The 11,896-nt window shown below is 64.8% G+C and carries 11 protein-coding genes; 1 reads left to right on the top strand and 10 read right to left on the bottom strand.

Annotated elements, in window-relative coordinates; translation table 11 throughout:
- Window positions 1-3: 3 nt before the first annotated feature.
- The 7 genes from ACAM54_RS31295 to ACAM54_RS31265 all read right to left on the bottom strand — a co-directional run bounded on the left by ACAM54_RS31295 (window position 4) and on the right by ACAM54_RS31265 (window position 8,268).
- Complete coding sequence (locus ACAM54_RS31295; RefSeq protein ID WP_369651133.1) at window positions 4-1,212, bottom strand: acetyl-CoA C-acetyltransferase; 1,209 nt, start codon at window positions 1,210-1,212, stop codon at window positions 4-6.
- 350 nt (window positions 1,213-1,562) lie between these two features.
- Window positions 1,563-2,705: a CaiB/BaiF CoA transferase family protein gene (locus ACAM54_RS31290; protein WP_369651134.1), complete on the bottom strand. Its 1,143-nt coding sequence runs from the start codon at window positions 2,703-2,705 to the stop codon at window positions 1,563-1,565.
- A gap of 12 nt (window positions 2,706-2,717) precedes the next feature.
- Entirely contained in the window at window positions 2,718-3,386 is a 669-nt protein-coding gene (locus ACAM54_RS31285) for a nitroreductase (RefSeq protein ID WP_145747175.1), read from the bottom strand.
- A gap of 46 nt (window positions 3,387-3,432) precedes the next feature.
- Window positions 3,433-4,320, bottom strand: coding sequence for a MaoC/PaaZ C-terminal domain-containing protein (locus ACAM54_RS31280; RefSeq protein ID WP_369651135.1), 888 nt, complete (start codon window positions 4,318-4,320; stop codon window positions 3,433-3,435).
- Window positions 4,317-5,273, bottom strand: coding sequence for an alpha/beta hydrolase fold domain-containing protein (locus tag ACAM54_RS31275; RefSeq protein ID WP_369651136.1), 957 nt, complete (start codon window positions 5,271-5,273; stop codon window positions 4,317-4,319). Before ACAM54_RS31275 ends, ACAM54_RS31280 begins: the two co-directional genes overlap by 4 nt.
- A gap of 124 nt (window positions 5,274-5,397) precedes the next feature.
- Complete coding sequence (locus tag ACAM54_RS31270) at window positions 5,398-7,014, bottom strand: flavin-containing monooxygenase (protein ID WP_369651137.1); 1,617 nt, start codon at window positions 7,012-7,014, stop codon at window positions 5,398-5,400.
- Window positions 7,015-7,380: 366 nt separating this feature from the next.
- Window positions 7,381-8,268, bottom strand: a complete 888-nt coding sequence (locus ACAM54_RS31265; protein ID WP_369651138.1) for an SDR family oxidoreductase — start codon at window positions 8,266-8,268, stop codon at window positions 7,381-7,383.
- Between the two features lie 83 nt (window positions 8,269-8,351).
- Here ACAM54_RS31265 and ACAM54_RS31260 point away from each other — a divergent pair, with 83 nt between their 5' ends.
- Entirely contained in the window at window positions 8,352-8,948 is a 597-nt protein-coding gene (locus ACAM54_RS31260; protein WP_369651139.1) for a TetR/AcrR family transcriptional regulator, read from the top strand.
- 91 nt (window positions 8,949-9,039) lie between these two features.
- On the opposite strand, the gene ACAM54_RS31255 is transcribed toward ACAM54_RS31260, so the two are convergent.
- From ACAM54_RS31255 to ACAM54_RS31245, 3 genes are read right to left on the bottom strand one after another with little or no spacing between them, the layout of a single operon-like run.
- Window positions 9,040-9,930, bottom strand: coding sequence for a fumarylacetoacetate hydrolase family protein (locus ACAM54_RS31255; protein ID WP_369651140.1), 891 nt, complete (start codon window positions 9,928-9,930; stop codon window positions 9,040-9,042).
- 52 nt (window positions 9,931-9,982) lie between these two features.
- Window positions 9,983-10,762 carry a hydratase gene (locus ACAM54_RS31250; protein WP_369651141.1) on the bottom strand — a complete coding sequence of 260 codons (780 nt, stop codon included), beginning with the start codon at window positions 10,760-10,762 and terminating at the stop codon, window positions 9,983-9,985.
- Window positions 10,763-10,785: 23 nt separating this feature from the next.
- The gene (locus tag ACAM54_RS31245) at window positions 10,786-11,847 is read right to left on the bottom strand and encodes an ABC transporter ATP-binding protein (RefSeq protein ID WP_369651142.1); all 1,062 of its coding nucleotides are present in this window, start codon (window positions 11,845-11,847) and stop codon (window positions 10,786-10,788) included.
- Window positions 11,848-11,896 lie beyond the last annotated feature (49 nt).

Here is an 11,896-nt window from a genome sequence, read left to right as displayed (position 1 = left end):
CGTTCAGACGCGCTCGACAATGGTCGCCACCGCCATGCCCAGGCCGGTGCACATCACCACCAGCGCGCGCTTGGCACTGCGGCGCTCCAGTTCGTCGACCATGGTTCCCACCAGCATGCCGCCCGTGGCACCCACCGGATGGCCCAGCGCAATGGCGCCACCGACCACATTCACCTTGTCGTGAGGCACCTTCATGTAGCGCATGAAATGGAGAACGACCGATGCGAAGGCTTCATTGACCTCGAACAGATCGATGTCTTCAACGCGCAGCCCCGCACGCTCCAGGCATTTGACGGCGGCCGGCACAGGCGCGGTCAGCATGATGCAAGGGTCGCTGGCCGCGGTGGCTGTGGCCACGATGCGTGCGCGGGGCGCCAGTCCCAGCTTCCGGCCCGCGCCTTCGTTGCCGATCAGGACGGCCGACGCGCCGTCGGCGATGCCCGACGAATTGCCCGCGTGGTGGATGTGGTCGACGCGGTCCACCTGCGGGTAGCGATAGCGGACGGTCGCATCGAAGCCCAACTTCTGGCCGCTCTCGGCGAACGACGCTTTCAGCTTGCCCAGGCTTTCGGCCGTGACGTCGTTGCGCACGAGTTCGTCTTCGGCCAGCAGCAGGCGGCCCACGCGGTCGTGAACCGGGACAATGGAGCGCCGGAAGGCGCCGGCGCTCTTCGCCTCGTAGGCACGGCGGTGCGAGGCGGCGGCAAACGCGTCCACGTCGCCGCGCGAGAACCCCTCGAGCGTGGCGATCAGATCTGCGGCCACGCCCTGCGGTGTTTGCATGACGCGGTCGTTGAAGAACACGTCGCTGACGGAGGGGCCGCCGGTGCCCACCAGCATCGGCACGAGAGAATTCATCTCGACGCCGCCGGCGACGATGCAGTCGGCCTGTCCCGACATGACCTTGGCGGCGCCGGTGTTCACCGCATCCAGGGCAGAGCCGCAGAATCTTGCGACCATGAAGCCCGGAACCGAATCACCCCAGCCGGCTTCCAGCACGGCGGAGCGCGCCAAGTTGGCACCCTGATCGTCCACCGCCTCGACGCAGCCGAAGATGACCTCGTCCACCAGGTCGGGTGAAAAGGCGCCGCGCTGCGGCAGCGCCTTCAGGACGGCCGCCCCAAGTTCGAGCGGCGCGACCGTATGCAGCGCCCCGTTGGCCTTGCCGCGTCCGCGTGGCGTGCGCACGGCGTCGTAGATGAATGCTTCCAAAATTTTTCCTTGGTTAGACCAGGTGGCATGGCTGCGGTTGCGCCGTCACTTCGGGGCAATGAGCACCATAAAAATAAATGTACATTTATTTTTAATCCAGATCAAGAGATATGTGGATGGACCTAGTTTCCAAAGGGAGGAGACCGCCCTCGTCAGGGGTCCAGGCGGGCAATCAAGGACTGAATACGCCGTCACTGTTATGTTCTGTCCCGGACTGCACGTCGCGTCTCAACCGCCGCCGCGGCCATGCGGCGGCACTGTTCAGGCGGCGGCGCCCCATCGACCAGCGCCTGGCAGGCAGTTCACGCAAATGAGGAGTTGTTGGCACGCAAGCCGTTCATGCCGAACGGCTAGATCGGCTGGAGGATCCTGTCGATCTCTTCCGGTGCGTACCCGACCTCTTCAAGGACCGCGCGTCCGTCCGCGCCGTGTTCGGGCGGCGCTGAACGCAGCGTGCCGGGCGTGCGCGAGAACCGTGGCGCCACAGCGGGCTGCACGAGGCCGTCCAGCTCCGCAAAGGTGCCACGCGCCCGGTTGTGCGGGTGGCTGGGCGCTTCGCTCAACGACAGCACGGGCGTGACGCAGGCGTCGCTGCCTGCAAACACTTCCTCCCATTCCGCACGCGTCTTCTGTCGGAATGCGGCTCGGATCGGGAGCGCATGCGATGGCCAGTTGGCTGGATTCATCCGGTCGGCGAATTCGTCTTCGGACAGACCGAGGCGCCGGATGAACGCTGCGAAGAAAGCGGGCTCGATGGGACCGACGGCCATGTACCCGCCGTCGCGGGTTTCGTGCACGCCATAGAAGGGCGCGCCTCCGTCCAGCAAGTTGGCCCCGCGCCTGTCTTTCCACCAACCGGCCCCGTGGAGCCCATGGATCGGCGTCATCAAATTCGACACCGCGTCCGTCATCGCCACGTCGATCACCTGCCCCATGCCGGATTGCTTCGCTTCGAGCAAACCACACACCAGACCGAATGCCAGGTACATTGCGCCCCCACCGTAATCAGCAACCAGGTTGAGCGGTGGAACGGGAGCGCCGTCGCGCGGGCCGATGGCATGTAGCGCTCCGGTGAGCCCGAGGTAGTTGATGTCGTGTCCGGCGCGGGCGGCGAGCGGGCCAGTCTGCCCCCACCCCGTGACTCGCCCATACACGAGCCGTGGGTTGGCGGACAGGCATTCGTCCGGCCCGAGCCCCAGCCGCTCCATCACTCCGGGGCGGAATCCCTCGATCAACCCGTCGGCCGACGCTGCGATTCGCAAGGCGGCGGTGCGTGCCTGCGGCTGCCGCAGATCGAGTACCACCGAACGGCGGTTCCTGTTGACGAGATCGAGTGCGTCTTCCGATGCCTGACTTGCGCTCCGCTCGACGGGCCGTTCGATGCGAATCACTTCCGCGCCCATGTCGCCAAGCAACATGCCGCACAGAGGGCCCGGACCCTTGCCTGCAAACTCGACGATGCGGTACCCGTGAAGCGGTCCGGTGCTGTTCATGCCAGACGTCCGCTACCTCAGGATCGTGAGGAACTCCGACGTGGGAGCCCGGTCGCTGCGCCACAGATTGATGGGATGGCTGTTGTCCGCATACCCGAGCGCCATGCCGGCGAACACCATGAGATCCGGGGAAAGGCCGACGAACTCCCGGATGGTCTTGTGCCACAGCGCCCAGGCCTCCTGCGGGCAGGTGCTCAATCCATGTTCTTGCGCAAGAAGCATCACGGATTGCATGTACATGCCGAGATCCGCCCATTGGCCCGGCTCCATCTGACGGTTGATGGTGAAGATGAGTCCGACGGGAGCGCCGAAAAAGCCGAAGTTCTTCGCGAACTGTCCGAGCCGCGCTGCCTTGTCTTCACGGGGAATGTTGAGCGAGCGGTAGAGATCCTCGCCATTCTTGAATCGGCGCGTCCTGTACGGCTCCGCGAGATTGTCGGGATAGATCTTGTATTCGGTGCCTTCCCCCATCGGGTTCGCTTGCGCCCTCTCCGCGACAGTGGCCTTGAACCGATTCAGATGATCGCCCGTGAGTGCCCATACGTTCCACGGCTGGAGGTTCCCCCCCGATGGAGACCGGGCCGCGGCCACGAGAATCTCCTCGAGCAGATCCGCGGGAACGGGCTTGTCCAAGTATGCGCGGACGGCGGATCGCGACTCCAGGGCTTTCGAAACGTTCATAAGCTCTCCTTCAAAGTTAAAAAAAATGATGTACCCAGTGAATCAATCATGGTGCTTCGAATTCGCAGGTCCCGTTGTCCAGCACGACCACGCCCCTGGGCAGCGACGTGGTGCGGAAGGCCGCTGAGCGCGGCCCCTGGCGCCATACCTCCACCCTCAAGCGCTCGCCTGGAAAGACCGGGGCTGTGAAGCGTGCGTCCATGGCCCGCAATCGGTCGCCTTCGTAGTCGCACAACATGGCAACCAAACCGTGGGCGGTCACGCCGAAGCTGCAGCCCCCTTGCAGAACCGGGCGCTCGAAGCCAGACTGCCGCGCAAGCGCCGGGCTCGCATGAAGGCCGGTGCGGTCCCCCGCCGCCAAGCGGTAGAGCAAGGCGGATTGCGGCAGTGTGTCGAGTTCCATGCACTGGCTGCGAGGCCCCGCGGGGATGGGAACCGGAGCCATGGATGGCTCGCCGGCGTCAAGGCCAGACGAAAAGCCGCCATTGCCGCGCAGCATGTACACGCCGGTTTCCGTGACGAGCAGGTCGCCAGTCGCGCGATCCCGGAGCGTGCGGGAAAAGCGCAGCAAGGAGCCCTTGAGAACTCCGCGGTCCGACAGGCCTTCAATGGCGAATCTGCTGGTCACCTCCCCGACCGCAGCCAAGGGCTTGTGCCAGCGCAGACCGGTCTGGCCGTGCAGCATGCGAGAGAAGTCGATCCCGACGCGCTCGTCGTGCAGGAATCCGGCGTCATCGGTCAGACCCAAAGTCAGCGCGAGCGTGGGGAACGCCTTCAGTCTCGGCTCGTAAACGTAGCGCAGCTGCCGCTCGTCGCAGGGATCACCGCCCAAACCAATACACAGCGCATGAAGCATGGTCCGCTCCTGCGCGTACGCGACATGCACGTCGCGAAAGGGCCAGCCAAGGAGTGCGGCAACGTCGAGGGTTCTCACGCGGCCTCCCCCAGCCGCTCGCGCAGAAATGCGGCGATATCAAGCACGCATTCCGAGGCGCGTTCGACGCTCCGGCTGAAGCCGAAGAACAGGTGCGACATGCCTGGGTAGACCTTGCAGGCGTGCAGCCGGCCGGCCCCTCGTAGCCGCTGCGCCAGTGCAGTGGACCCGTCCCGGAACACATCGTATTCCGCCGCGGCAAGGAAAGTGGGTGGCAAGAGCGCGGGATCCGCAAGCAGCAGATTCGCACGTGGATCATCCCGGTCGCCGGTCCCCGGCAGGTAGTTGGCGAACATGGGCGCCACCGCGGCGGCCGCTGGAAACAGGCCCACGTCGCCATAGCTTCGCATCGACGGGCTATCGGGATCGGCCGCGAATGCCCCCACCACCCCCACGGCAGCGCGCAGCCAGCCGGGGCCGGCGAGCGCCACGGCCGCGCCGAACGCCACCACGGCCCCCGCCGACGTGCCGCCAATCGCAATGCGCTCGCCGTCGATGCCCCAGGCGTTGCCGTGCCGATGCAGCCAGCACAGCAGGGCCGCAAATTCCTCCACGGCGGATGGAAACACGTGCTCCGGCACATGCAGGTAGTCCGCGCTGACGACCACGCCTCCCCATGCCTGCGCCAGTTCACGCATCTGGCGGTCGTTGGCCCACTGGTCGCCGATCGTGAAGCCGCCACCGTGCAGGTACACGAACACCGGAAGGGGCGCCCGGGAGGCGCGCCGACGGTAAATGACGACGGGGATCTCACGCTTCGGTCCGGGGACGGTGCGCTCCCCGTACGGGACGTCGGGGCCGCCCTGGTTCCAGTGTCGGCGACTGCACGCCGCATGTTCGCGCAGGCCGTCGATTCCAGGTGCAGGTGGCCCGATGGACTCGGACAGCCTCGCTGCTTCGCCGAGGGCGGCACGCAGTTGTGGATCCAGTTCGATGGCAGGAGAAGTGTTCATGCGGTTGCGGATGGACGCGAGCCGCTCATCGCACTGGTGCACCCAAAGCGACGGCCGCGGCCTGCATCCGTGTGCGTCTCTGAATCGTCATGACTGATGCCAGTCAATGTGTGTTCAAGGTGCTTCAGGAAAACACGAGCCCTCGATAACCACTTTCGGCCACCTCTTTGAGAATCTTGCGGTAGGCGGGCACGCCGCCCACATACGGCATGAAGACGCGAGGCTTGCCGGGGATGTTGGCGCCGACGTACCATGAATTGCCGCGTGGGTAGAGCGTGCGGTCAGCCACCTCGTTGACGTGGTGGACCCAGTCGTTCTCCGCCTCGGCCTCGGCCTCGATGCGGTCTGCGCTGCGCTTGCGCGCATGCTGAATCAGCCGGGTGACCCAATCAACGTGCTCTTCGATGGAGTGCACGACGTTGCTGAGCACCGACGGGCTGCCAGGCCCCGCGATGATGAACATGTTCGGGAATCCGGCGCATGAGATGCCCAGGTAGGTACGCGGACCGTGCGTCCATCGCTCGCGCAGCGATTGCCCTCCGATGCCACGGATATCGATGGCGCGCAGCGCGCCCGTCATGGCGTCGAAACCGGTGGCAAACACGAGGACGTCCAGGTCATGCTCACCCTCGGTGGTGCGCAGCCCGCGCGGCGTCACTTCCTCGATCGGCGCAGCCTTCACGTCGACCAGGGTCACATTGGGCCGGTTGAAGGTTTCGTAGTAGCCGGAGTCGACACAGAGGCGCTTGGTGCCGAACCGCAGGTCCTTTTTCGGGCAAAGCAGTTCCGCCACCTTCGGGTCGCGCACGATCGCCCGGATCTTCGATCGCACGAAGTCGGCAGCGTACGCATTGGCCGTTTCATTGAGCAGCAAATCGTTGAAGGCGCGCAGCATCCGGAACCCGCCACCGGCGCCCTTCCATCGGAACTCGAACTCGCGCAACCTCTCGTCTTCGGAAACTTCCAGCGCCGATTTGTCGTTGGCCTCCAGATAGAGGCCGTTGCTGCTTTCACGCGCGGAGGCCCGCCGCTCACCATAGTGGGCCTTGGCATGTCGGACAGCCTCTTCGTCCAGCGATTCGTTCTGGGCCGGCACGCTGAAGTTGGCGGTGCGCTGGAACACGGTCAACTGGTCAGCCTGCTCCGCGATCAGCGGAATCATCTGCACGCCGCTGGACCCGGTGCCGATCACGCCGACTCGCTTGCCGGTGAAGTCGACGCCCTCTTTGGGCCAATCGGCGCTGTGGTACCACTTGCCGGCAAAACTGGACAGGCCCTTGAAATCCGGCGCCTGGGCGATCGACAGGCATCCGGTGGCCAGGACACAGAACTGCGCGTCGAACGATTCGCCAGCGTCCGTCCCCACGGTCCAGCGCTTTCGCTGCTCGTCAAAGACTGCGCGAGTCACGCGTGTGCGGAACTGGATGTCGCGCGCCAGATCGAAGCGCTCGGCGACATGTTGGATGTACCGAAGGATTTCCGGCTGCGTCGCATAGCGCTCGCTCCAAGTCCATTCCTGCTCGAGTTCCTTGTCGAAGGAGAAGGAGTAGTCGAGGCTTTCGACGTCGCATCGGGCGCCGGGGTAGCGATTCCAGTACCAGGTGCCGCCGACGTCCTCGCCCGCCTCGATCACGCGGGCGGTCAGTCCTGCCTTGCGGGCGCGGTACAGCTGGTAGAGGCCGGCGAAGCCGGCTCCGACGATGACGACGTCGAGCGACATGGCCTGATTGGATGCGTTCATTCCTGGGTCTTTCGGTTCGGAGAGCAAAGCCGTGGCGCGGGTCGCCGCGGGTTTTTGGACCGGCAAGGCGGACTCTGGAGCGCGCTCGCTGCTCACATGGGAATCCATTACACGCCGCTTCTCCGTTAAAAGTAAATCTATATTTACCTATGGAAAACCCGTAAATTGAGGGTTCTTCTCCTTCGGAGGGTCTGACCGCGATTGACCTGATGGTTCGTTCACTTGTATTCCGCGCGGGCCGCAATGCGCTGATGGTTCCCACGGACCGACGCAGGTGCCGTTTCGGAATCGCGCCAGTGGGCCAACTCGGGCGCCGGCGTGCCTGCGCGCGATGCTTCGATTCCTGGCGGGCGGGGAATGGAGAGCTCAGGCTCGAAATTCGCTGAGGTTGTCGGTCAACCACTCGGTCAACGAGCGAGGAACTTTTCCGGTCAGTTCCTCGACCGTCGACGTTGTTTCGGAGATCGTTGACTCGCGGAACATCTGGTCGAGGCCAACCAGAAGATCGGCTACCAAGGGAGAAAGCCCGGCGCCGAGCAGCGCCTGCCGCTGCTCGGCAGGCGAACGGTCGACATAGGTGACCGGATGCCCGAGCAGGCGGGCCAACTCCTCTGCCACCTGCTTCATGGTCCATGCGCGTGGACCAGACAGGTGGTACGCACGTTGCGACGTTGGTTCGATCTCCTCGAGCAACCCGATGCGGGCCACCTCGGCAACGTCGCGGGTATCGATGAAGTTCACCCGGCCATTCCCTGCGGCGCCAGCCCAGAAACCGGTGGCGATGTGCGGCCCCACGCGCTTGAGCACATCGGGGAAGGTCGTCGGCCGCAAGACCGTAGATGCGATCGGCTGCCGTGCCAGGTGCGCCTCGATCTGCATATGCCAAGCGAGGGGAAGAAGCCGGGTTGCAGGACCGAGGCCAGACAGTTTGACAATGTGCCGAACGCCTGCTGCGACGGCTGCATCGATCAACGCGATTTCGTTGGCGACCTGTTCGAGGGAAGTGCCATGCGCGATGAAGAGCCGGTCGACGCCGCGCAGGGCCCTGCCGAGCGTCTCAGCGCGTTTGAAGTCGATCTTGGAAATGGCCACCCCTTCGGGCAGTTGCGCTGGGCTGGACTGGCGCGTCAGCACGACGAGATCGACCGGATCGTCGGCGAGCAGCGCCGTCAATCTGACCCCAACGCGTCCTGTCGCACCCGCAATGGCAATCCGAGGTCTTTTTCTGGGACTGGAGTTCGAACGGTCGAGCATGTCTGCGCCTTCAAGAAGTATCATGGAACGAGCGGTCCATATATCTTGGAACGATTATTCCAACTTGTCAAAGACTTCTTCAAATGAGCGGAAAGCCACAGTACGACGAAGGCGCCGTCATGGATGCCGCCGTGGATGCCTTCTGGCGTCACGGATACGCGGCGACGACGATCCATGTGCTGACGGAGGCGACCGGACTGTCGCGTTCGAGCCTTTACCAGCGTTTTCGGGACAAGGACGGCCTGTTCCAGGCCGCACTGGCAACCTATACGGATCGGGTGCTGCGCAGGATGAAGTCGCACGAGGGCGGCAGTTCGCGCGCGCGGCTCGAGGCCCTGCTGCGCGGGCTGCTGCCCACGGGGTCTCGTCGACCGCCGGGTTGCCTGCTCGCACGAAGTTGTGCCGAGCTCGTCGATCTGCCGCCGGAAGGACGGAAAGCGGCAATCTCGGGGATGAGTCAGCAGCGCCATCTGCTCGAGGACCTGCTCCGGGAAGCAATTGCAGGTGGAGAACTGCCCCGGGGGGCCGATGTCGCCGCGCTGGCTTGGTATTTTCTCGGGGTGATGCAAGCGGTTTTGGATTTACCGCAGGCAGGGGCGACCAGGAGCGAAATGGAACAGATGATCGCCGTAGCAATGCGGGCGTGGCCGGCTGCCGGTATCGGGCAGACGAGAAGCTAGGCATGTACACCGGCTCGACGGTCGCCGGCGTGCGAATGCGGCTTCCATCCTCGCCGCCGCCCTCGGGCCTGCGCTCGTGCAGGCAACCGCCTCAAAGCGCAGGCAATTGGCCAGCGCGCCAGGCCGCGCCCATGGCGTCGCTGTAGGCGATGGTTTGCTGGCGCTGCGTGCCGAGCAGGTCGCTGCCCAAGGTCATCACATCACCGTCCTTCAGGAACACAGGCGGCTTCTGGCCGAGGCCCACACCCGGCGGCGTACCGGTTGGAATCACGTCGCCGGGCCGAAGCGCCATAAAGCGGCTGAGATAGGACACGATGGTGGCAACGCCGAAAATCTGCGTGCGGGTGTTGCCGGTCTGCCGGCGAGTTCCGTTCACGTCGAGCCAGAGGTCGATGTTCTGCGGGTCCGCCACTTCGTCAGCCGTCAGCAACCAGGGGCCTATCGGCGCATAGCCCAGGTAGCTTTTGCCCTTGGTCCACTGGCCTTCCATTTCGATTTGCCAGGCACGCTCTGACACATCATTGCAAAGGCAATAGCCGGCCACATATTGCAGCGCTTCTGCTTCGCTGACGTGCCAGGCCGGACGACCGATCACGATGGCGAGTTCGACCTCCCAATCCAGCTTGCCCGAGCCGGGTGCGATGAGGACCGGGTCGTTGGGGCCAGCCAGCGCGCTGGTGTGCTTGTTGAAGACAATCGGCTGCGTGGGAATCGGCGTGTTGGTTTCTGCTGCATGGTCGGAATAGTTGAGGCCGATGCAAACCACATTCGGAACCTGACCGACGCAGGGGCCGAGTCGTGTGTCGGCAGGCACGGCGGGCAAACTCGAGGTATCGAGGGCACGCAGCCTTGCAAGGCTCTCGGGTGAAAGTGTTGGCCCGTGAATGTCGCTCACGACGGAGGACAAATCGCGCAAGGTGCCTTGTGTATCAATGAGGCCGGGTTTTTCGGAGCCACGGGGGCCGAATCGAACGAGACGCATGGGGGAATCCTGTTGGCTTTGGAGGCGTGAATTCAGATTGGAGGCCGCGTCGTCACAGCGGCTCGAGCGTCAGCGCAAGCTCGCCGAAGTTGCCGAAGCGAAGCACGGCAGGACGCTTGAACGGCAGGTCGATCGCCCCCGCCAATGAGCCGGTGATGACGGCTTGCCCGACCTCAAGACCCATGCCCTGGCTGCGCAGGAACTCGGCCAGCCAGTAAAGAGGCAAGCGCGGGTCGCCGTTGGGGTGGCTGGCTGCCAATGTGATGTCGTCCTGGCCCTGCACCGAGAGTGCAATCTCGAAGGAACCAGGAAATGGCTCCTGCGCCAAGTCCACGGCGACGGTCGGCCCCAGCACCACGCTTTGGTGCCACAGGCTGTCGGCCATCAGTTCAGGGCCACTGGCGCCTGCAGGATCGTCATAGCGACAACCGAGCACCTCGACTGCCAGCCGCACACTGCCGATGGCGGCGTTGACATCGGCGCGGGTGTAGGGGGTGGCCCGTGGCGGCAGGCCTTGCTTGAGCTCGAATGCCAGTTCGGGTTCGATGCGCGCTGCGCCCGTCGGTCCGGCAGGCGCGGCAGCCACACCGCCCGATGGCCTGGCATCATGCAGCGCGGCGGCGACCCAGCGATCGCCCGGGGGCAATCCGCACTTCCAGCCGATGGCGGGGCTGCCGCGCAATTCGCTGATTCGCCGCTGGATGCGCCAACCGTTTTCCGGCGTGGCCGGGCGCAAGCCGTTTTCCAGCCTTGCCCCGAAGCGACCGGACGACTGAAGTGCGTGCAGGTAGCGCGCGGCAGCCTCGATGGCGTTCGGCTTCATGTTGGTCATTCCTCCTGTGATCCTTGCAGGGATCAGTGCAGCGGCTCGAGCCGTTCGCCGGAGTCCGCGCGAAAAAGATGAACATGCGCGCTGTCCACACCCAGTCGCACCTGGTCGCCAGGGCGCACACTGACGCGTTCGCGCAGCACGCATGTGAGCTTGGTGCCGCCCGCATCGACGATGAGGTGCGTCTCCGAGCCGGTGGACTCCACCACCAGCACGCGCGCCTCCACGCCCTCGGCGTCCAGTCGCAGGTGCTCGGGCCGCACGCCCAGCGTGAGGGCTTGCCCGCTCGTGGCCGGCACGCCGGGCACTGCCCAGTTGTTGCCCGCGTTGTCCACGACCCCCTTGCCGTTCACCTTGACAGGCAGCAGGTTCATCGACGGCGAGCCGATGAAGGCCGCGACAAACACGTTGCGCGGCCGGTCAAACAAGTCGAGCGGCGTACCCACCTGTTCCACGATGCCGTCGTGCATGGCCACGATCTTGTCCGCCATGGTCATGGCCTCGATCTGGTCGTGCGTGACGTAGACGGTGGTGGCCTTCAGGCGCTGGTGCAGCTCGCGAATCTCGGCGCGCATGGCCACACGCAGCTTGGCGTCCAGGTTGGACAGCGGCTCGTCGAACAGGAAGACCTGCGGGTCGCGCACGATGGCTCGGCCCATGGCGACGCGCTGGCGCTGACCGCCGGAGAGCTGCTTGGGCAGCCGCGTGAGCAGCGGCTCCAGCCCCAGGATCTTGGCGGCCCGGGCCACGCGCTCTTCGGTCTCCTGCTGAGGCGCATGGCGCAGCTTGAGCGAAAACGCGAGGTTGTCCGCCACTGTGAGATGCGGGTACAGCGCGTAGTTCTGAAACACCATGGCGATGTCGCGATCCTTGGGCAGCAGGCCGTTCACGCGGCGCCCGCCGATGCGGATCTCGCCGCCGTCGATGCCTTCCAGGCCCGCGACCATGCGCAATAGCGTGGACTTGCCGCAGCCCGACGGGCCGACCAGCACGACGAATTCACCGTCTCGGATGTCGATGCTCACGCCGCGGATGATCTGCGTGCTGCCGAAGGACTTGGCGACGTCCTGGATCTCAACTGTTGCCATCTTGTCTCCTCATTCAAAAAGTGAAGCGCACGCCGGGTCGAAGGAGGTT

Source organism: Variovorax sp. V93, assembly GCF_041154485.1.
GTDB classification, from domain to species: Bacteria; Pseudomonadota; Gammaproteobacteria; order Burkholderiales; family Burkholderiaceae_C; genus Variovorax; species Variovorax beijingensis_A.
This window is presented reverse-complemented; position numbering and strand designations above follow the sequence as displayed.